This window comes from Pseudomonas sp. Van50 (assembly GCF_055390755.1).
In genome coordinates, this window is the sequence record NZ_AP024343.1 from 1,839,181 (window position 1) to 1,859,967 (window position 20,787).

Annotated in this window: 20 protein-coding genes; 12 read left to right on the plus strand and 8 right to left on the minus strand. The window is 61.2% G+C overall.

What is annotated here, in order from left to right:
* The first annotated feature begins 35 nt into the window (after window positions 1-35).
* Complete coding sequence (locus ACZ5M5_RS08100; protein WP_060738678.1) at window positions 36-323, plus strand: Rdx family protein; 288 nt, start codon at window positions 36-38, stop codon at window positions 321-323.
* Here the strand turns inward: ACZ5M5_RS08100 and ACZ5M5_RS08105 are convergent.
* On the minus strand, window positions 317-1,207 hold the full coding sequence (locus tag ACZ5M5_RS08105) for a DMT family transporter (RefSeq protein ID WP_192259403.1): 891 nt from the start codon (window positions 1,205-1,207) through the stop codon (window positions 317-319). The genes ACZ5M5_RS08100 and ACZ5M5_RS08105 overlap by 7 nt on opposite strands.
* A gap of 228 nt (window positions 1,208-1,435) precedes the next feature.
* Window positions 1,436-2,185 carry a helix-turn-helix transcriptional regulator gene (locus ACZ5M5_RS08110; protein ID WP_464738878.1) on the minus strand — a complete coding sequence of 250 codons (750 nt, stop codon included), beginning with the start codon at window positions 2,183-2,185 and terminating at the stop codon, window positions 1,436-1,438.
* A gap of 135 nt (window positions 2,186-2,320) precedes the next feature.
* Between ACZ5M5_RS08110 and ACZ5M5_RS08115 the strand changes: the two genes are divergently transcribed.
* Window positions 2,321-3,139 carry a UDP-2,3-diacylglucosamine diphosphatase gene (locus ACZ5M5_RS08115; protein ID WP_060738675.1) on the plus strand — a complete coding sequence of 273 codons (819 nt, stop codon included), beginning with the start codon at window positions 2,321-2,323 and terminating at the stop codon, window positions 3,137-3,139.
* A gap of 147 nt (window positions 3,140-3,286) precedes the next feature.
* On the opposite strand, the gene ACZ5M5_RS08120 is transcribed toward ACZ5M5_RS08115, so the two are convergent.
* Together ACZ5M5_RS08120 and ACZ5M5_RS08125 are read right to left on the minus strand one after the other, a co-directional pair.
* A complete protein-coding gene (locus ACZ5M5_RS08120; RefSeq protein ID WP_060738674.1) occupies window positions 3,287-3,874 on the minus strand; it encodes an HD domain-containing protein in 588 nt (195 codons plus the stop codon).
* Window positions 3,875-3,886: 12 nt separating this feature from the next.
* The gene (locus ACZ5M5_RS08125) at window positions 3,887-4,198 is read right to left on the minus strand and encodes an Mpo1-like protein (protein ID WP_464738879.1); all 312 of its coding nucleotides are present in this window, start codon (window positions 4,196-4,198) and stop codon (window positions 3,887-3,889) included.
* 139 nt (window positions 4,199-4,337) lie between these two features.
* On the opposite strand from ACZ5M5_RS08125, the gene ACZ5M5_RS08130 reads away from it, so the two are divergent.
* Window positions 4,338-5,399 carry an AraC family transcriptional regulator gene (locus tag ACZ5M5_RS08130; protein WP_081015311.1) on the plus strand — a complete coding sequence of 354 codons (1,062 nt, stop codon included), beginning with the start codon at window positions 4,338-4,340 and terminating at the stop codon, window positions 5,397-5,399.
* Here ACZ5M5_RS08130 and ACZ5M5_RS08135 read toward each other — a convergent pair.
* Window positions 5,356-6,810 (minus strand): TrkH family potassium uptake protein, encoded by a 1,455-nt coding sequence (locus ACZ5M5_RS08135; RefSeq protein WP_464738880.1) that lies wholly within the window; start codon window positions 6,808-6,810, stop codon window positions 5,356-5,358. The two genes, ACZ5M5_RS08130 and ACZ5M5_RS08135, sit on opposite strands and share 44 nt — an antisense overlap.
* Before the next feature lie 119 nt (window positions 6,811-6,929).
* On the opposite strand from ACZ5M5_RS08135, the gene ACZ5M5_RS08140 reads away from it, so the two are divergent.
* Window positions 6,930-7,493 (plus strand): NAD(P)H nitroreductase, encoded by a 564-nt coding sequence (locus ACZ5M5_RS08140; RefSeq protein ID WP_464738881.1) that lies wholly within the window; start codon window positions 6,930-6,932, stop codon window positions 7,491-7,493.
* 93 nt (window positions 7,494-7,586) lie between these two features.
* Here the strand turns inward: ACZ5M5_RS08140 and ACZ5M5_RS08145 are convergent, their stop codons facing one another.
* From ACZ5M5_RS08145 to phhA, 3 genes are all read right to left on the minus strand, one after another.
* Window positions 7,587-8,780: an amino acid aminotransferase gene (locus ACZ5M5_RS08145; protein WP_464738882.1), complete on the minus strand. Its 1,194-nt coding sequence runs from the start codon at window positions 8,778-8,780 to the stop codon at window positions 7,587-7,589.
* Window positions 8,780-9,136 (minus strand): 4a-hydroxytetrahydrobiopterin dehydratase, encoded by a 357-nt coding sequence (locus ACZ5M5_RS08150; protein ID WP_464738883.1) that lies wholly within the window; start codon window positions 9,134-9,136, stop codon window positions 8,780-8,782. The genes ACZ5M5_RS08145 and ACZ5M5_RS08150 overlap by 1 nt, the downstream gene beginning before the upstream one ends.
* A 99-nt stretch (window positions 9,137-9,235) precedes the next feature.
* A complete protein-coding gene (gene phhA / locus ACZ5M5_RS08155) occupies window positions 9,236-10,021 on the minus strand; it encodes a phenylalanine 4-monooxygenase (protein ID WP_060738668.1) in 786 nt (261 codons plus the stop codon).
* A gap of 412 nt (window positions 10,022-10,433) precedes the next feature.
* On the opposite strand from phhA, the gene ACZ5M5_RS08160 reads away from it, so the two are divergent.
* From ACZ5M5_RS08160 to ACZ5M5_RS08195, 8 genes are all read left to right on the plus strand, one after another.
* A complete protein-coding gene (locus ACZ5M5_RS08160; protein ID WP_060738667.1) occupies window positions 10,434-11,993 on the plus strand; it encodes a sigma-54-dependent transcriptional regulator in 1,560 nt (519 codons plus the stop codon).
* A 179-nt stretch (window positions 11,994-12,172) separates the two neighbouring features.
* Window positions 12,173-13,291 carry a dTDP-4-amino-4,6-dideoxy-D-glucose aminotransferase VioA gene (gene vioA / locus ACZ5M5_RS08165; protein WP_060738666.1) on the plus strand — a complete coding sequence of 373 codons (1,119 nt, stop codon included), beginning with the start codon at window positions 12,173-12,175 and terminating at the stop codon, window positions 13,289-13,291.
* Window positions 13,292-13,353: 62 nt separating this feature from the next.
* Entirely contained in the window at window positions 13,354-14,046 is a 693-nt protein-coding gene (locus ACZ5M5_RS08170) for a WbqC family protein (RefSeq protein ID WP_177431669.1), read from the plus strand.
* Entirely contained in the window at window positions 14,033-15,019 is a 987-nt protein-coding gene (locus tag ACZ5M5_RS08175; RefSeq protein WP_203225776.1) for a hypothetical protein, read from the plus strand. Before ACZ5M5_RS08170 ends, ACZ5M5_RS08175 begins: the two co-directional genes overlap by 14 nt.
* Window positions 15,016-15,573: a GNAT family N-acetyltransferase gene (locus ACZ5M5_RS08180; RefSeq protein ID WP_060738663.1), complete on the plus strand. Its 558-nt coding sequence runs from the start codon at window positions 15,016-15,018 to the stop codon at window positions 15,571-15,573. The genes ACZ5M5_RS08175 and ACZ5M5_RS08180 overlap by 4 nt, the downstream gene beginning before the upstream one ends.
* Window positions 15,570-16,349: a phytanoyl-CoA dioxygenase family protein gene (locus ACZ5M5_RS08185; protein WP_060743068.1), complete on the plus strand. Its 780-nt coding sequence runs from the start codon at window positions 15,570-15,572 to the stop codon at window positions 16,347-16,349. The genes ACZ5M5_RS08180 and ACZ5M5_RS08185 overlap by 4 nt, the downstream gene beginning before the upstream one ends.
* Before the next feature lie 4 nt (window positions 16,350-16,353).
* Window positions 16,354-17,106 (plus strand): class I SAM-dependent methyltransferase, encoded by a 753-nt coding sequence (locus ACZ5M5_RS08190; RefSeq protein WP_060738662.1) that lies wholly within the window; start codon window positions 16,354-16,356, stop codon window positions 17,104-17,106.
* A complete protein-coding gene (locus ACZ5M5_RS08195; protein ID WP_464738884.1) occupies window positions 17,103-20,609 on the plus strand; it encodes a glycosyltransferase family 2 protein in 3,507 nt (1,168 codons plus the stop codon). The genes ACZ5M5_RS08190 and ACZ5M5_RS08195 overlap by 4 nt, the downstream gene beginning before the upstream one ends.
* Window positions 20,610-20,787: the final 178 nt, after the last annotated feature.

Sequence of the window (20,787 nt, forward strand, 5' to 3'; positions counted from 1 at the left end):
ATAACGACGCCTTCGAACCCAGGAGTTCACCCGCAATGACCGAACACAAGCCCGAAGTTGTCATCACCTATTGCACCCAGTGCCAATGGCTGCTGCGCGCCGCCTGGCTGGCCCAGGAACTGCTCAGTACCTTCGGCGACGACCTGGGCAAAGTGTCCCTGGTGCCGGGCACCGGCGGTGTGTTCCACATCAGTTGCGACGGTGCGCAAATCTGGGAGCGTAAGGCCGATGGTGGTTTTCCCGAGGCCAAGGTCCTCAAGCAGCGGGTCCGCGACCGGATCGATCCGGAGCGGGACCTGGGTCACAACGACCGGGTTCAGTGAGACGCGGCTTGGGCGCCCACCTCCGGTTTCTTCGAACCGCCCAGCTGGCTCGAGATCACGATGGCCGCGATGATCACCACGCCGCCTAGCAGCATGCGCAGCGTCGGGCGTTCGTCGAACAGCCACCAGGCCATGGCGATGCCGTAGACCGGTTCCATGGCGAAGACCACCGCCGCCGTGCGGGCCTTGATCACCGCCAGGCTGGCGACGAACAGGCTGTGGGCCAGGCCGGTGCAGAACACGCCGAGCAAGCCGATCCACAACCAGTCGAGGGGGCGAACGTCGCTCAGTTGTGGCGCGGCCATCGGCAACAGGCACAACCCGACCACCACGTTCTGGCACAGCGCTGCCTGCACGGGCGGTACATGCGCGGAGCCGGCACGGTTGGTCAATGACAGCAGTGAAAACAACAGCCCCGAAGCCACGGCCCAGAGCAGGCCGGTGGTGGCACCGCTGGCCAGGTCGAAGTTCGGCGTGACCAACACCAGGCCGACGCTCACCAGCACCACCAGCCAGATTTCATTGGCGCGAATCCGCTCACGGAAGATCAGCCCCTCGAGCAATACCGTGAAGGCCGGGAAACTGGCGAACCCCAACGTGGCGATCGCCACGCCGGCCACCTTCACGGCGATGAAGAAACTCACCCAGTGCCCGGCCAGCAACAGGCCGCCCAGCAGCAATCGCCGGCCATCCTGTGCCCGCAGTTTCTGCCAGCGGCTGCTGCTGGCGAACCGGGCGAACATCGCCAGGGCCAGCACGGCGAAGACAGCGCGACCGAACACGATGACCGCTGGCGAAGCCGCGGCGAGTTTGCCGAAGACACCGGTCAGGCCAAACATGAGTGCACCAATGTGCAGGGCGCCGAGGGCGGTACGGGGCGTCATTTCAATCCTTTCGACAGACAGTGGGGCAACTGGCGAGTGTCTTCTGTGGGAGCGAGCTTGCTCGCGAAAGCGGTGATTCAGGCAATGCAGATATTGACTGACAGATAGCAATCGTCGGATTGCCGCCCGGAGCAAGCTCCCACAGGACCGCCGCGTCACGGATGTCAGTATTTAAGCGTGGGTGAGGCGGCTATGTCTGTCGCGATCCTAGCGATTTTTAGCGCGCCTCTAGCGCTGACGCCGCAGCTTGCCCGGCGAGGCGCCGAATTCCCGCAGCACCGCTGCGGCGAAAGCACTCTGGGAGCTGTAGCCGACCCGGTGGGCGATCTCGCCGATGGGCAGGTCCGACTCGCGCAACAACGCCACGGCCTGGTGCAAGCGGCGGCTGCGGATGTACTCCATCGGGGTTTGTCCGCACTCGGCGATGAAGCGCGCATGCAGGCGGGCGCTGGAAAGGCCGGCGACCCGCGCCAGGTCCGCCACTTGCAGCGGGTAGGCGGCGTTCTGGTCGATGTGGGCGTTGAGTGCGGCGTAGGGCAGGCGCCGGCCACCGAGGGGGCGCTGGCGAACGTCATTGAGACTCGCCAGTAGTAGCACCGCGCCTTGCTGGGCGATCACCGGGTCGTCCACCCGGCTGCCTGCCAGCCAACTGACCAACTGGCTTTGTCCCGGGTCCAGGGGCAGGCGAGCGGTGGCATCGAGCAAGCGGCGGCTGGCGTCGGCGTGATCCCCCAGGCATTGCCCGACCCAATCGTCACTGGGCACATCCAGCACCAGGCAGCGACTGCCCTGGGGACTGCCGCAGGCATGATGGGCACCGGCGGGTACTACCACGAAACTCTGTTGCACCACCTGGCTGCCACGCCCTTCGACCTCGAAATCCAGCGCGCCGGACAACCCGAACACCAGTTGCGCGTGGTCGTGGCTGTGGACAATCAAATCGTGGCTGTAATGGCGTAGCGTGAGGATCGGTCTCATCGCGGTCTCCCGTCTCAGGCCGCCAGCATACACCGAGGGCGCACCGCCCCGCGCTGTCATGTAATGGACTTGTGTTTGTCATGGGCCATTAACCGCTGGCGTGCACAGTGGCGAAAACGATCAGAGGGTTGCCCAATGACCAGCGCCGAGCTCGCCAAACCCAGCCGCAAGCAGCGTGTTCGCACCCTGTGGATTTCCGATGTGCACTTGGGCACCCGGGATTGCCAGGCCGAGCACTTGTCGCAGTTTCTCAAGGGCTACCACGCCGACAAGATCTACCTGGTGGGTGACATCATCGATGGTTGGAAACTGCGCGGCGGCATGTATTGGCCCCAGGCCCACACCAACGTCATTCGTCGCTTGCTGACCATGAGCAAGCGCGGCACCGAAGTGATCTACGTCACCGGCAACCATGACGAATTCCTGCGGCGCTATTCGAAGCTGATCCTGGGCAATATCCAGTTGGTGGACGAAGCGGTGCACGTCACCGCCGATGGTCGGCACTTGTTGGTGATCCATGGCGACCAGTTCGATGTCATCACCCGTTACCACCGTTGGCTGGCGTTCCTTGGGGATTCGGCCTACGAGTTCACCCTCACGCTGAACCGCTGGCTCAACCATTGGCGAGCGCGTTATGGCTACGGCTACTGGTCGTTGTCGGCGTACCTCAAGCACAAGGTCAAGACCGCCGTCAGCTTCATCAGCGATTTCGAAGAAGCCATCGCCCACGAGTGTGTGAAGCGCGAACTGCATGGCGTGGTCTGTGGACATATCCACCACGCCGAGATGCGCATGGTGGGCGAGGTGGAATACCTCAATTGTGGCGATTGGGTCGAATCCTGCACGGCGCTGATCGAGCATTGGGACGGGTCGATCGAGCTGTATCGGCTGGCGGAAGCCCAGGCGCGGGAGGCGCTGCTCAAGGCTGAGTTGAAAGTGGCCGAGCCGGTTTAGACCGGTCTGATGCTTTCGCAAGCAAACATATAACCCCCTGTGGCGAGGGAGCTTGCTCCCGCTGGGCTGCGCAGCAGCCCCCAAAAACAGGGCGGCTTCGCCACCCAGCGGGAGCAAGCTCCCTCGCCACGGGTTTTGCTGTGTCTGTCAGGCCGGTATGTCAGCCATCGCCGCCTTGTAGATCGATTGCTTCGGCGTGGCAAAGACCCTTTCCAGCATCGGCTCGAAGAAACTCAACGGCAGGGTGTCGTATTCGGCATCGAATGCCGCCGCGTCGTACTTCGCACAGAACTCAATGGTCGCCTGGTATTGCGGATGGCCACTGAATTGCTCGCGCAGGTGCCGGTCCATGCCCAGGTGATGGAAGAAGTAATAGCCCTGGAAAATCCCGTGCTTCTCCACCATCCACAGGTTTTCGGCGCTGACGAAGGGCTTGAGGATCGCCGCGGCGATGTCCGGGTGGTTATATGAACCCAAGGTGTCGCCGATGTCGTGGAGCAGGGCACAGACCACGTATTCCTCGTCCCGCCCGTCCCGGTAGGCACGGGTGGCGGTTTGCAGGGAATGAGTCAGGCGATCCACCGGGAACCCGCCGAAATCGCCGTCCAGCAGCTTCAAGTGGGCCAGGATCCGGCCCGGCAATTGCCGCGCGTAGGCGCTGAAGTCGGCCGCGATGATCGCCCAGTCTTGTCGGGTGCCTTCTTTCATGTGGGTAAAGCGTGCGTGGTTGCTCATCGGCAGTCCTTGTTAGAACGCGACCTTGCCCAGCAGCATGTCGCGGTACATGACGAAATCGCCGAGCAGGCTGTAGAGCGGATGCTGGAAGGTGGCGGGACGGTTCTTTTCGAAGAAGAAGTGCCCGACCCAGGCGAAGCCGTAGCCGGCCACGGGAAGGGCGAGCCACAGCCACCCGTTACCCACGACCAGAGCGAGGGCGAACACCAGGATAACCAGGGAGGTGCCGATGAAATGCAGTCGCCGGCAGGTGCTGTTGCTGTGTTCGCTGAGGTAATACGGGTAGAACTCGGCGAAGCTATTGAATCGTTTAGCGTTTCCCACGACGGCTGGCTCTGTGGTTATTGTTCCGGTACTTGAAGTCTAGAACCATCAATCGCTACGGCCAGTGACAATCAGCGCCACTTTAGTATCCTTCGCAAATCCAGCCGTACCCTGCGGCTCGTCATGCAAGTAAAACGTCATGAGCGAACGAACCACTTCTTCAAGCTGGGCGATGGGGATTGTCAAGGCGTTGGAAATGGACGGCCTGAATTGTCGGATGCTGTTCAAGCAACTGGGGCTGGACTTCGATGCGCTGGACGATCCGGATGCGCGTTTCCCCCAGGACTCGATGACCCGGCTCTGGCAACGGGCGGTGGAGTTGTCGGGTAACCCGGCCATTGGCTTGAACATGGGCAAGGTGGTGCGCCCGGCCTCGTTCCATGTGGTTGGCTACGCCTTGATGTCCAGTCGCACCCTGGTGGAGGGTTTCCAGCGGTTGGTGCGTTACCAGCGGATCATTGCCGAAAGCGCCGATTTGAGTTTTCGCCAGTTGGAAGAGGGCTACGGGCTGATCCTGACGGTGCATGGCGACCATCTGCCCCCGACCCGTCAAAGTGCTGAAGCGTCCCTGGCGTGTGCGCTGGCCCTGTGCAGTTGGTTGACCGGGCGCACCCTGCACCCGGTGAAGGTGTTGCTCCAGGGCGCGGAACCGTTGGACCTGGCGCCTTATCACCGAGCCTTCCCCGCGCCACTGGTGTTTGGCGCGCCTTATGACGCGCTGATCTTTGAGCGGGCCGACATGGAGGCGCCGCTGCCGACGGCCAACGAAGCCATGGCACAGCTTCACGACCGGTTTGCCGGGGAGTACCTCGCGCGTTTTTCGGAAAGCCGCGTGACCCACAAGGCGCGACAAGTATTGTGTCGGCTGTTGCCCCAGGGGGAACCCAAGCGAGACGTGGTGGCGCAGACGTTGCACCTGTCGCAGCGCACCTTGCAGCGGCGCTTGCAGGAAGAGGGCACCAGTTTCCAGAACCTGCTCGAAGACACCCGTCGTGAACTGGCCGAGCAGTACCTGGCGCAGCCAGGCATGACGCTGCTGGAAATCGCCTATCTGCTGGGGTTCGCCGACCCGAGCAATTTTTTCCGGGCCTTTCGCCGCTGGTTCGACACCACGCCCGGCGAATACCGGGCGCGACTGGCAAGCCAGCCTGAACCGGTCAGTGGCGCCAGAACGCCGGGATACACAGCACGAACACCGTGATGATCTCCAGCCGGCCCAGCAGCATGCCCCCGGACAGAATCCACTTGGCCGCGTCCGGCAGCGGTGCGAAGTTGCCGGCTGGCCCGATGGTTTCCCCCAGTCCCGGGCCGACACCGGACACGGTACTGGCCGCGCCGGTCAGGGCCGTCATCCACTCCACGCCCAGCAGCGACAGCAGCAGGGCGATCACGCAAATGGTGATGGCGAAGAAGAACGAGAACGTGAGGATCGAGCGGACGATTTCTTCGTCGAGGCGATGACCGTTGTACTTCTGCTTGATCACCGCACGGGGGTGGATCAGTTGGTTGAGGTTGGCCCGAAGCAGGATGTAGGCGACCTGGAAGCGGAAAATCTTGATCCCGCCAGCCGTCGAGCCTGAACAGCCGCCGACGAACCCCAGGTAGAAGAACAGCATCAACGAGAAATTGCCCCACAGGCTGTAGTCGCCCAGGGCGAAGCCGGTGGTAGTGACGATGGACGTCGCGTTCAGCGCCACGTGCCGCAGCGCGTCCAGCCAATGCAGGTCGGTGGTCGCCCAATACCAGGTGCCGAGTACCAGCCAGGTCACCAGCAGCACGCCGATGAGCCCTTGGACCTGCTGGTCCTTGATCAGCGCCCGGCGATTGCCGCGCAGCGTCGAGACATACAGGGCAAACGGCAGGCTGCCGAGGATCATGATGACGATGGCGACCCAGTGCACCGCCGGCTGGGTCCATTTGGCCAGGGACAGGTCCGAGGTGGAGAACCCGCCGGTGGAGATCGCCGACATCGAATGGTTGATGGCATCGAACAGGCTCATCCCGGCCCACCAGAGCGCCAGGGTGCCGAGGATGGTGATGCCCACGTAGGACGCCACGATCAGCCGCGCCACCATATGGGACCGGGGCATGACTTTTTCCGAGCGGTCCGACGACTCGGTCTGGAACAGCCGCATGCCACCGATGCGCAGCAGCGGCAGGATCGCCACCGCCATGCCGATGAAGCCGATACCGCCGAGCCAGTGCAGCAGCGAGCGCCACATCAGGATGCCCGGGGACATGGTGTCCAGGCCGCTCAGGACGGTGGCGCCGGTGGCGGTGATGCCCGACATGCTTTCGAAGAACGAATCCGTATAGCTGATGTGCTGGGTCAGCAGGAAGGGCAGGGCGGCGAAGATACACACCACCAGCCAGCTGCTGACGGTCAGCAGGTACATGTCCCGCGGACGCAGGTGGATGTGTTCCGGGCGCCCGGGAAGCACCAGTGCCAGGCCGGCGACGAAGGTAATCATGCTCGACCAGAGGAACGACGGCAGGTCGCGGGTGCGCTCGAAGACCAACAGGGTGGCCATGGGCACGACCATGAAGATCGCCAGGGTGATCAGGAAGATGCCGATGATGAAACCAATGATCCGCAGGGTCGGCAACGCCATGAAGTCCGCTCAGGCTGTAAAGGGAAGGGCGCCATTCTACCCGCGACAAGCGGCATGTAAACCGGCAGCCGGCGGCGCTTCCCGCTAGAATAGCCAAACATTTTTTCAGGAGGTGGCCGATGCAGGCTCTCGACGCTTTGCTCAATCGTGTTTCTGTCCCGCGCCTGGTGGAGCCGGCACCCACGCCGGAACAGCGCGAACTCATGTTCGCCGCGGCCATGCGGGCGCCGGATCACGGCCAGTTGCGGCCTTGGCGCTTTCTGACGGTCGAGGGACAGGCGCGGCATCGCATGGGCGAACTGCTGGCCGAAGCGGCGAAATTCAATGACCCGCTCGCCCCTGAAGCCGTCGTGGAAAAAGCCCTCAACGGCCCATTGCGCGCGCCGCTGGTCGTGGTGGTGATTGCCCGTCTGCAGGACCATTTCAAAATCCCGAAATCCGAGCAACTGTTGGCGGCCGGCTGTGCGGCCCATGGCATCTTGCTGGCCGCGTATGCCCAAGGGGTGGGTGGGGTGTGGCGTACCGGTGAACTGGCGTATTCGCCGCATGTGGCCAGGGGGCTTGGCCTTGAAGAGGGGGAAGAGGTGATCGGTTTCCTCTACCTGGGCACACCGCAGAAAGAAGCGCGCCCCGCGCCCCAGGAAGATCTCGGGCAGTTTGTCCAGGAGTGGACGGGCTCGTAACGCCTCAAGGGCGGCGGATGACTTCGGGTGTGTTTGATCCACTGTGGCGAGGGAGCAAGCTCCCTCGCCACAGGGAAAGTGCCCGGCCTTGGGTTACTTGCAAGCGTCGGCAATCGCCTCGGCCAGCAGGTCCAGGCGCGTGGCGTCGATGCCGGCCACGTTGGCCCGGCCGGTGCCGACCATGTAGACACTGTGGCGCTCGCGCAGGTGCTTGACCTGTTCCGGCGTCAGGCCAGTGTAGGAAAACATCCCGCGTTGCACGCCGATATGGGCAAAGCGCTCGCGCAAACCATGGCATTCGAGGGCTTCCAGCAAACCGCTGCGCAATTGCGCGATGCGCAGGCGCATGGCCTGGACTTCATCGGCCCACAGGCTTTTGAGTTCCGGGTCGCCGAGGATGGTCGCCACGACGGCCGCGCCATGGTCCGGCGGTGTCGACCAGAGGTTGCGGGCAATGTTTGCCAGTTGGCTGCGGACGTCCACCAGCTTCTCGCCATCCCGGGCGCAGACGATCAACGCACCGGTGCGGTCGCGGTACAGGCCGAAGTTCTTCGAACAGGAACTGGTGACCAGCACTTCCGGCAGGGCCTGGGCAAACAACCGGACCGCCCAGGCGTCCTGCTCCAAGCCATCGCCGAAGCCCTGGTAGGCAAAGTCGATCAGCGGTAGCAGGTCGCGGCTGCGCACCACCTCCAGCACCTGGCGCCATTGCTCATGGGACAGGTCGAACCCGGTGGGGTTGTGGCAGCAGGCGTGCAGTAGCACCACATCGCCTTTGGGCACCTGGTTCAAGGTCGCCAGCATCGCCTCGAAATCCAGGCGATTATCAGCGCCCACGTAGGGGTAATGACTGGCCTTGACCCCGGCCGCGGCGAAAATGGTTTCGTGGATCGGCCAGGTCGGGTTGCTCAGCCATACGCCACGGCCCGGTAGGCACTGGGCGATGAAGTCGGCGCTCAGGCGCAGGGCGCCGGTGCCGCCCGGTGTCTGGGTGGCGCCCGCGCGTTTTTCGCTGATCAGCGGCGAGTCGGCGCCCAGCACCAGCTCATTGATCAGTTGGCCGAACGCGGCGTCACCATGACCGCCTATGTAGGTCTTGGTGGTCTGGCGTTCCACCAGTCGCTGCTCGGCCCGTTTCACCGACTCAAGAATCGGTGTCAGGCCCTGGGCGTCCTTGTAGACACCCACGCCCAGGTCGAACTTGCTCGGGTTGCTGTCCGCCCCGTAGGCCTCCATCAGGCCGAGGATCGGGTCGCCGGGTACCCGGCCGATGGCATCGAAATGCATTACTTGCGGCCCTCGGCGGTCTTGGCCACGTCATCGGTGCGGGTGGCCATGATGAAGTCGTTGCGGTGCAGGCCCTTGATGGAGTGGCTCCACCAGGTCACGGTGACTTTGCCCCATTCGGTGAGCAGACCAGGGTGGTGGCCTTCGGCCTCGGAGATCTCGCCGACGGCGTTGGTGAACGCCAGGGCGTGCTTGAAGTTCTTGAACAGGAAAACTTTTTCCAGCTGCATGACACCGTCGCGCACTTCGATGTTCCAGTCGGGGATCTGCTTGATCAGCACCGGCAGTTCTTCGTCGCTGACTTGCGGGGCATCGGCGCGGCAGGCTTCGCAATGGGCTTGGTTCAGAGTGTTCATGGTGTGTTCCTGGATCGAATATTTGGAAAGCGTCGATGCACCCACGCTAAAGCAAAGCAGCGTCGTGCAACAGACTCAATTGGGATTAAAAGAGGCGGTTCACGCCGCTTTTGGTGGGAATTTCGGGGCATGCAAGCCCAGCTCCCGACCGCGCTTGACCATGCCCATGATGTCTTCGTGAGCCAGGTCGAACAGACGCTTGAGTTCGGGCAGCACGAAATACACCGGTTGCAGGATGTCGATGCGATACGGCGTGCGCATGGCTTCCAACGGATCGAAGGCCTGGTGTTCCGGCTCGTCAGACAGGCAGTACACGGTTTCCTTGGGCGAAGACAGGATGCCGCCGCCGTAGATGCGCCGGCCCTGCGGGGTCTGCACCAGGCCGAACTCGATGGTCATCCAGTACAGGCGCGCCAGGTAAACCCGTTCTTCCTTGGATGCCTGCAGGCCGAGTTTGCCGTAGGTGTGGGTAAATTCCGCGAACCAAGGGTTGGTCAGCAGCGGGCAGTGGCCGAAGATCTCGTGGAAAATGTCCGGCTCCTGCAGGTAATCCAACTCTTCCCGGGTGCGAATAAAGGTCGCCACAGGAAACTGTTTGCTGGCGAGCAATTCGAAGAAGGTCTGGAAGGGAATCAGTGCTGGCACCCGGGCGACTTGCCAGCCCGTGGTCTGGCCCAGCACCTTGTTGATTTCGTCCAGTTGCGGGATACGGTCGTGGGGCAGGCCCAGCTTGTCGATGCCATCCAGGTATTCCTGGCACGCACGACCTTCGATGACTTTCAGCTGGCGGGTGATCAGCGTGTTCCACACCGCGTGTTCTTCAGCGGTGTAGTGGATAAAACCTTGCGCATCGGGCTCGCGGGCCACGTACTGCGTCTGCTTCATGCTGCTCTCCTGCTGATTTCCCTCAGGGGGATGATGTGTTTGTTGTTATGTCCAGCGCTGCAATAGAGATAGCGCGAAGCAGGGATACGTGCAGTAGGGGTGAGCCAGCTAGCGGGGCCAAGAATGGCTCACTTCGTAAACTTATCGTTACACAATTGCCTATACTTCGGCAGTATCAGGATTTTTGAGTGGGAAACGGCCTACAGCTGTCACATAATCTTGACAACTATTTGTGTGCCTAGACAAAAAGCCCTACGCAAAACCCCGTGGCGAGGGAGCTTGCTCCCGCTGGACTGCGCAGCAGTCCCAAAAACAGGGCCGCTTCGTAGCCCAGCGGGAGCAAGCTTCCTCGCCACAGGTGTGTGTCGGGGCTTGAATGGCGCGTCTCTCTCATCCAAACCCGGGCCTTTCCATGCGCATCAAAGTCCATTGCCAGAACCGCATCGGCATCCTGCGGGACATCCTCAACTTGTTGGTGGAATACGGCATCAACGTCGCCCGAGGGGAGGTCGGTGGTGAGCATGGCAACGCGATCTACCTGCACTGCCCAAACCTGATCAACATCCAATTCCAGGCACTGCGTCCGAAATTCGAAGGCATCGCCGGGGTGTTTGGCGTCAAGCGCGTAGGACTGATGCCCAGTGAGCGTCGGCACATGGAACTCAACGCCTTGCTCGGCGCCTTGGAGTTTCCGGTGCTGTCCATCGATATGGGGGGCTCCATCGTCGCGGCCAACCGGGCGGCGGCGCAGTTGCTCGGGGTGCGTGTCGACGAGGTGCCGGGCATCCCGCTGTCCCGCTACGCCGAGGATTTCGACTTGCCGGAACTGGTGCGCGCCAACCAGTCGCGTATCAACGGCCTGCGGGTCAAGGTCAAGGGCGATGTGTTCCTGGCGGACATCGCGCCACTGCAATCGGAACACGACGACAGCGAAGCCATGGCCGGTGCGGTGCTGACGCTGCACCGGGCCGATCGGGTGGGCGAGCGGATCTATAACGTGCGCAAGCAGGAGTTACGCGGCTTCGACAGTATTTTCCAGAGTTCGAAAGTGATGGCGGCGGTGGTCCGTGAGGCCCGGCGCATGGCCCCGCTGGACGCGCCGCTATTGATAGAAGGCGAAACCGGCACTGGCAAGGAACTGCTGGCGCGCGCTTGTCACCTGGCGAGCCCGCGCGGGCAATCGCCATTGATGGCACTCAACTGCGCCGGGCTGCCCGAGTCCATGGCCGAGACCGAACTGTTCGGCTACGGGCCGGGGGCCTTCGAAGGCGCCCGGGCCGAAGGCAAGCTCGGCCTGCTGGAACTGACCGCCGGAGGAACGCTGTTCCTCGACGGGGTCGGGGAGATGAGCCCGCGCCTGCAAGTGAAATTGCTGCGCTTCCTGCAGGACGGTTGCTTCCGGCGTGTCGGCAGCGATGAAGAGGTGTACCTGGACGTCAGGGTGATCTGCGCCACCCAGGTCGACTTGTCCGAACTCTGTGCCCGGGGCGAATTCCGTCAGGATTTGTACCACCGCTTGAACGTGCTTTCCTTGCACATCCCACCCCTGCGCGAATGCCTCGATGGCCTGGAGCCGCTGGTGGAACATTTCCTCGACCAGGCCAGCCGCCAGATCGGTTGTGCACTGCCCAAGCTGGCCCCGGCGGCAATGGACCGCCTCAGTCACTACCACTGGCCGGGCAATGTCCGACAGCTGGAAAACGTGCTGTTCCAGGCCGTTTCCCTGTGCGACGGCGGGAAGGTGAAGGCCGAGCATATCCGTCTGCCGGACTACGGCGTGCGTCAGCCCCTTGGCGATTTTTCCCTTGAAGGTGGGTTGGACGAGATCGTTGGGCGTTTCGAGAAAGCCGTGCTGGAGCGCCTGTATTCCGAGCACCCGAGCAGCCGGCAATTGGGCAAGCGGTTGGGGGTTTCCCATACGACCATCGCTAATAAATTGCGTGAGTATGAGGTCGGCAAAGACGCACCGTAAGGCAACCGATTATCGGGGTCACCGGGAGTTGGCCGATTTTTTGCTGGGGTACCTCCACATCAAGAGTCAGCTGTCGGTTTCATGGCGTTGCAGCCCGCCGATATAGACCGCGATGCAACGCCGCGTCAGAGGAGCTCCCGAGCCGTGTGCCATTTTTCAGTCACCCGAGTAGTGTACCCATGGCCGATTCCATTACCGTTACCAGCCCGCTGCTACCTCCTCTGGAAGAGTTCACGCCTTACCTGCAGCGAATCTGGGACAGTAAGCGCCTGACCAATGGCGGACCCTTCCACCAACAACTGGAACAGGAGTTGGCCGAATACCTCGGGGTCGAGCATCTGTCGCTGTTTTCCAACGGCACCCTGGCTTTGGTGACCGCGCTCCAGGCCTTGCGCATTACGGGTGAAGTCATCACGACGCCTTATTCGTTCGTGGCCACCTCCCACTCGCTGCTGTGGAACAACCTCAAGCCAGTGTTCGTGGACATCGACCCAGTGACCAAGAACCTCGATCCACGGCGTATCGCCGAGGCCATCACTCCGGCGACATCGGCGATTCTTCCGGTCCATTGCTATGGCATTCCCTGTGATGTCGAGGGCATCCAGGCCGTCGCCGATACCTACGGACTCAAGGTTATCTATGACGCCGCACATGCCTTCGGGGTCCGGCATAACGGCGCAAGCGTTCTCAACAACGGCGACCTGTCGATCCTCAGCTTCCACGCCACTAAGGTCTTCAATACATTTGAAGGCGGCGCCATCATCTGCCGTGACGAAAAAATCAAGCAGCGTATCGATTACCTGAAGAATTTCGGTTTCGCCGATGAAGTCACGGTCATGGCTCCCGGTATCAACGGGAAGATGAACGAACTGCAGGCGGCGTTCGGAGTGCTGCAGTTACGCTACATCGATGAGGCCCTGAACCGTCGGCAAAAGGTGTTTGAGTATTATCGGAGCGCCCTGGAGGGCATTCCCGGTATCAGCCTGCTGGAGCAACCGCAGGGGCTGGACTGGAATTTCGCTTATTGTCCGATCCTGGTCGATGGTGAGCGGTTCGGGGTGAGTCGGGATGAGCTGTACGACCGCTATCGCGCCGAAAACATTCTCGTGCGCCGGTATTTCTACCCGCTGATATGCGAGTTTCCAATGTATCGCGGTCTTCCCAGTTCGGACCTCTCCCAATTGGGCAATGCCTACAACGTGTCCCGCCAGGTACTTTGCCTGCCGATCTATCCGGATCTCGATCCGCAGACCCAGGCGCGAATCATCGAGGTACTGCTCAGGGCCCGGGTGGCATGAGCCAGGCCAATACCTCGAAGAAGTGCGGCCCTGCAGCTGACGAGCAGTACCGGGTTGCGCTCATGCAACCTTATTTCCTGCCATACCTGGGTTATTTCCAGCTGATCGCCGCTGTCGACTGTTTTGTCATCTACGACAATGTGCAGTTCATCAAGAACGGCTGGATCGAACGCAACCGTTATCTGCTGGAGCAGGAGCCGAAGTGGTTCCGTGTACCACTGAGCAAGGGCAGTCACACTCAGCAGATCATGGAAAAACGTATTGCCGAGACGTTCGATCCTGGCGATATCCTCAACAAGCTGAGTTTCGCCTATCGCCGCGCGCCCCACGCTCCGTACCTGCTGGCGTGGCTGGAAGCGCTGCTGGTCGAACCGGCTTCGAGCATTGCCGAGCTCAACGAACGAATCCTGCGAGCCTGCTGCGCGCTGATAGGGTTGCAAACACCGATCATGCGCTCCAGCGATCTGTCGATTTGCGCGGACAGCAAAGCCCAGGATCGGGTACTCGAAGTGGTCCAGGCCTGCGCCGGCACTCACTACCTCAATCCTGTCAATGGCGGTCACCTCTACCAGGCCGAGGTATTCCAACAGGTTGGTATTACCCTTGAGTTGCTCAAGGCGACCTTGCCCGACTACCGGCAGGGAGGGCGTGAACAACCCTTCGTGCCCGGCCTGTCGATTCTCGACGTCTTGATGTACAACGACGCGCAGACCGTAGGGGCCTGGGCCAAAGGTGGAGAAATTGTCCGTGCCTGAAGCCATCGGCGGTTATTTCGAACTGGAACTGCGTAAAGGACATAATCCTTACCCGCAGGCCGTTGCCTTCAACTCGGCCCGCTCGGCCTTCAAGGCTCTGGTAATGGCGCGCAGCCTGCGCCGGGTTCATTTGCCTTTTTACATCTGCGATGTCATGCAGGACGTGCTGCGCGGATCCGGCATCGAGGTGTTGCGCTATGCATTGACCGAACGGCTTGAGCTGCAGGACTTCCCAGCCCTGCAAGCCGATGAGGCACTGCTGTTCGTCGATTACTTTGGACTCAAGGCCGACTACATCGGCCAAGTACTCGCTGTTCGCTACGGCGAGCAATTGATCGTGGATAATTCCCAGGCGCTGTTTTCCCGGCCGCAGCCTGGGATTGCAACCCTGTATTCACCCCGTAAGTTCGTCGGCGTTGCCGATGGTGGCTGGCTGGTCAATGCGCCCGCTGATCTGCCGCAAGCGCCGACCAGTCGCTCGCAGGGGCGTTTTGCCGCGCTGCTGGGGCGTCTTGAAGACCCTCCACAACATCACTATGCAAGCTTCCAGGCATTGGAACAGGCATTGGAGAGCGATGGCATCAAGGCCATGGCCGCCAGTACCGCGCGCCTGCTCGACAGTATCGATTACCACGAAGTTGCCAGGCGCAGGATAGACAACCTGGCGCATTTGCGCGGGCGCCTGGACCACCTCAACCGCTTTGCCGTCTGGCCCGCGCAGCCCGTTGCCGCATTGTGTTACCCGCTGCTGGTCAAGTCCGCCGAGACGGCGCTCCGGCTACACGCTCAACTGCTGGACCAACACATCTATATACCCAGCTATTGGCGTGAAGTGCTGAGCAGCCCAACGGCGCCGCCCATAGAAAAGGATTGGGCACAGTGCTTGCTGCCGCTGCCGATCGACCAGCGATACAACGTCGATGACATGAATCGTCTCGCCGACGCCATCCTTCAGAACACGGGGAAATCATGAGCATTCTAGGTCAACGCATCCTGCTCAGGGCGCTGGAGCTCGAGGACTTGCCGCTGTTGCATCAGTGGTCCAACGACGAAGCCCTCTGGAGTCTGCTGGGTGGCTGGCATTTCCCCACATCGCGGGAAGCACAACGGGACTGGCTGCTGGGTCTCAAGAACGACTCGCTCAACCAGCGCTTCGGTATAGAGGTCCCGGGCCATGGCCTGATCGGTACGGCGAACCTGGTCAGTATCGACTGGAAAAACCGCACAGCCGAACACGGCATGATGATCGGTGATCCCTCCCTGCGCGGCCAAGGCCACGGCACCGACGTGATCGCCACGGTGATGCGCTATGCCTTCGACGAACTGGGTCTGAGTCGTCTCTCGACCACCATCATCGAGTACAACGCAGCGTCGCTGGCGACCTACACGCGCAAGACCCCTTGGGTCATCGAGGGCGTACAGCGCCAGTGGTACTACCGCAAGGGCCAGCGTTGGGATCGCATCATGCTTGGCGTGAGCGCCGAGGAGTATCGCGTATGGCAAGCTGCGCGGGGGGACAGCCTGTGAATCCGATCTTGCAGGAGCTGCAAGCGAACGGCTACGTCTGCCTGCCCTCGCTGATTACCGATCCGTTGCTCGACCAGCTGCGTGAAGACCTGGCGTGTGCCATAGACCGTTGCCGTCGGGTACAACTGGAGAACGGTATCACTCAGCGAACCGAGCAGACCGCGCACCATATACTTGCGCCAGACACCCGTTTCGTCGAATTGCTCGATCGATTCGCCGAATGGGGGATCGTCGACGTCCTGCGGCATATGCTGGGCGGTGCTGCGATTCTCAATTCGTTCGGCGGCCTGAACAACCTGAACAGCACTGATGCCTACGTGCGTAACGTGCACCGGGACGTGCGTTCCTGGTCAGCCGAGTCCATGCAGATGGCCCAGGCGCTGGTATTGCTCGACGACTTCACCATCGACAACGGCGCAACCCTGTTTCTGCCAGGCTCGCACTCCGCTCCTGAAAAACCCGACCCTCAGGTATTCGAGGCTCAGGCCCGCAAGGCCTTGGGCAGCGCCGGTTCGATCTACTTGTTCGACTCACGTATCTGGCATGCCGCCGGCGTCAATCGTACCGACCAGCCACGACGCTGCCTGACATTGACCTTCACGCGAAGCTATTTCAAACCGCAGTTCGATTATTGCCGAGCTTTGGGCGAAGACTTCTGCCGCTCGCAAACACCGAGCATGCAACAACTGCTGGGGTGGTATGCCCGTACTCCCTCGACCCTCCATGAGTGGTACCAACCTGAAGAACATCGTTTCTACAGGAAAAGCCAGGAATAACGCCATGTCCGTACGTGATTACAACAAAGAGTTTCAGGATAACGCTCATCGCAGCTACTTCTACGACTTCGATGCGCGCCTGCGACGCTACATGCTGGACAGCTTCGGCCCCTGGCTGGCGGAGGGACCGACCCTGGAAATGGGCTGCTTCGAGGGGGCTTTTACGACACTGTTCGCAGAGCGCTTTGCCGACCTGACGGTCATCGAGGCGGCCAGCGACCTGATTGACGTCACCCGGAAAAAGGTCGGCTCAGGCGTCAAGTTCGTCTGCAGTACCTTTGAAGAGGCCGAGCTGGAGCCGCGCTTCGATAACATTTTCCTGATCCACACCCTGGAGCACCTCGACGACCGCCAGGCGGTGCTCAAGCGCGTGCGGAACTGGCTCGCTCCCGGCGGTCGCCTGTTCATCGCCGTACCGAACGCCAATGCCCCTTCGCGGCAGATCGCCGTCAAGATGGGCTTGATCGAACACAACAGTGCCGTGACCGAAGGCGAGCGGCTGCATGGCCATCGGATCACCTACACCCTCGACACCCTCGATCACGAAGTACGCAGCGCCGGTTGGCAAGTGAGTCACCGTGGCGGGGTGTTCTTCAAGCCATTGGCCAACTTCCAGCTGGACAAGGCCCTGGAAACCCAATTGATCGATGACCGCTTCATGGATGCCTGCCATGCGCTGGGGATGGTCTATCCAGACCTGTGTGCCAGTGTCTTCGTCATTTGTGAGCAGCCCTCCAGCCCCAAGGCAACCATATGATCACCCCATCCGTGCATGGCAAGCCGCGTCACCCTTACTACATTGGTGCCCCTAACTATCGGGAGACCTCTTCGGGGGTATGCGTGCTGCACTACCTGTGCCACGTCCTGAACCTGTCCGGCTACGAGGCCTATGTCACCCCATGCCAGGTCAACCCGAAACTGCGCACGCCGATCCTGACCGATGAAGTGCGGCGGCACCATCGGTCAATCGGCTTGGCGCCGATTGCGGTCTATCCCGAAGTGATGGACGGCAACCCGGTTGGCGCTCCAATCGTGGCGCGTTATCTCCTCAATCGCGAAGGCTTTCTCACCGGCCGTGCGATCAGCGTGCAGAAGTCAGACCTGTTCTTTTATTACACCCAGGATTTTGGCGGCGACGGCCAGAGCAGCAACTTGCTCCTGTTGCCCGTCATCGACTCGGAGTTGTTTTCGCCGCCAACCGAGCCGGTGCAGCGTAGTGGCAACTACCTGTATCTGCACCGCTTCGACAAGACCAAGGTCGACTATTCGCTGCTGCCGGACGATATCGAAGTCCTGAGCATGGCCAACCCCAAGACCCTGGCCGAGCTGGCGCAGATTTTCCGAACCGCTTCAACGCTTTACAGTTACGAGATCTCAGCGACGTGCACCGAAGCCATGCTCTGTGGCTGCCCGGTTATCTACATGCCCGGCGGTCACGTCAAGACCCAGCCTTTCGTCGAGCAGTTTGGTGATGCGGGCTCGGCGCTCTATGGCGAGGTGGGCGGGCTGGAGCGCGCCCGCGCAACCGTGATGCAGGCGCGCAGGCGCTGGCTGGACCTTGAAAAGGCCTTTTGGCCTCAGTTGGAGCGTTTCATCGATATCACTCAGCAAGCTGCCATCCAGCATGCCATTGATGTCCGCGTACCTTCCGTCAAGGACTGGCTGCGCAACCGCGTACTGACGCCGATCCAGCAGCAACTTGTCGACAAGCGTCGTCAACAACTCAGCGGACAAACCAGCCTGACGCTGTTGGTGCGCGATCCCCTGGGCGATTTCAATGCCTTGAGCGATACCCTGGAAAGTCTTGCGTTGTGGCGATCACGCTCATCGATCAGCTTGCGCATGGTGGTCCTGAGCACCTCGCCATCGCCTGTCAATCTGCCCGACAGCCTGCACTGGCTGACATGCGTCAACCCGGGGGCCTTCGAACTGAACGAGATTCTGCAGGCAGACGACAGCGACTGGATCATGCTGCTGACGGCTGGCGATGAGGTCCTGCCCGCCGGTACGTTGATGCTCGATCTGGAACTGCCGGGTGCCGATGGCTGCCGAATGATCTATTGCGATGGCATGTATCGCTCGGAGAATGGTGCTCAAGCGGTTTTTCGACCTGATATCAACCTTGACTACCTCTTGAGCCTGCCATTGGCCATGGCCAGCCATTGGCTGATCCGTCGCGGGCTGGCGCTGGAGGTTGGCGGTTACGACCCGCAAGTGCCCGCAGCACTTGAATTGGACTTGATCCTGCGACTGATCGAAAGCGGTAGCATGAACGGCATTGCCCACCTGAGCGAACCGCTTGTGGCAAGCAACACCCCCCACCTTGTCGATAACCCGGACGAGCGCCTTGCCCTGCAACGGCACCTGGACAATCGCGGCTACGCGAACGCCAGGGTCCTGCAGGAACCGACCCGCCATTACCACATCAAGTACGGTCATGATCAGCAGCCCTTGGTGTCGATCCTGATTCCTACCCGGGACCAGTTGCCACTCTTGCAGCGCTGCGTGGACAGCCTGTTGTCGAAGACCCGCTACCCCTATTTCGAGATCATTCTGATCGACAATGGCAGCGAGACCGAAGAGGCGCTCACCTGGCTGAGCGAGATGGAGTCGATTGGCGGTGACAAGATCCGTGTCATCCGCTTCTCCTCTGCGTTCAACTTCAGCGCTATGAACAATTTGGCGGTCAGCCGTGCGCGTGGCGAGTACCTGGTGTTGTTGAACAACGATACGGCAATCATTCGCGAAGATTGGTTGGACGAGTTGCTCAATCACGCCTTGCGCCCGGAAGTTGGGGTCGTCGGCGCCAAGCTGATTACTCCGGCGGGCACCGTGCAGCATGCAAGCCTGATCACTGGCCTGCGCGGCCCCGCCGGCAGCCCTTTCATCGATCAGGCTGCCAACGGCGGCGGTTACATGCAGCGCCTGTTGGTCGACCAGAACAGCAGTGCGGTCAGTGCGGCCTGCCTGATGATCCGCACAGCGATCTATCTGGAAGCCGGTGGTATGGACGACGCGCAGTTCCAAGTCACCTGCAACGATCTGGACCTGTGCCTGAAGGTGGCGAACCTTGGCTACCTGAATGTCTGGACACCCCATGCCGTGCTCTTGCATGAGGGTGAAGCGACCTGGTCAAGCGTCGGCAAGGACCCACTCAACCAGCAACGCTTCGCCATGGAACAAGAGCAGGCCTTGAGCAAATGGTTGGGCGTCTTGGCCAATGATCCCGCCTACAACAGCAACCTGTCGTTGCGCGGTTCCGGCTTCGAACTGGAAGCTATCAACGAGTTGACCTGGCGCCCGCTGTCCTGGCGACCGCTTCCGGTGGTGCTGGTACATCCTGCGAAGTCGGCAAAAGTCGCCAATCTACGAGTTGTCGAGCCGTTCACTGCTTTGCGTGACTGCGGCAAAATCGAAGGTTGCATCAGCAGTAGCCTGTTACCGGCAACGACGCTTGCGCGCTACAACCCCGATATCATTGTCTTCCAGCATCAGAACGACCCGCTGCGTCTGGAGCAGATGCAGCGCATCAATACCCTCTCAAAAGCCTTCAAGGTCCTTGAGTTGGATGCATTGACGCCAGCGATCCCTGGGTGGGCGACTTCACTGCAACAAGCGGCAAGCCTGGTCGACCGCATCATTGTGGCGACGCCTGCGATGGCTCAAGCCTGTGCCGGACTGCACCGCGATATTCGCGTCCTTCAAACGCGTCTGGATAGCAGATGGCGCAACCTCCCCAATGTGCGCCAGACGTTTGACATTCCTCGCATAGGCTGCGATATCGACCCGGCGCAGCCCTTCGTTCAGCCGTTGATCATCGAGCTGATGCAAGCGCTGGCCGGTCAGGTGGAGTGGGTACTGTGGGGTGATGTGCCAGCGTATCTGCGACCGCTCGCCAGCGAGGTTCATGATGACGTTCACGACAATCCCGATGTCATGGCAAGCCTCAATCTGGATATTGTCCTCGCGCCTCGGGGCTTCGGCCAGGCAGGCGAAGGCGCAAGTTCGCTGGATCATCTGCAGTATGGCGCTTGCGGCTACAGTGTGATCGGCAGCGATACCGCCGATTACCCGGGTGATCTCGCCATCACGCGCGTGGCTGACAGCCGGGAACAATGGCTGGAGGCAATTCGTGATCACCTGGCTGATCGGCAAGCCTCACGGCGCCAAGCCGCGCGACTGCGCGAGCAAGTGCTGGACAACTGGGTCTTCGACGATGCCTATGCGGCGCAATGGATCAAGGGGTGGATGCCTGACTGACGCAGACCTCAGAGGCGGCAGGGGAGTGCACCCAGCCGCCCCCGGGGGGCAAGGGCCGACACTTGCCACTTACCGGCATAACCGCGCCGGTTTTTCGTCTTCGATACATCTCCACAAGCCCACCAACCCCCTCAAGCCCTTTGTTTACAGGCCTGCGTGGCATCAGGGGGAAGTTGGT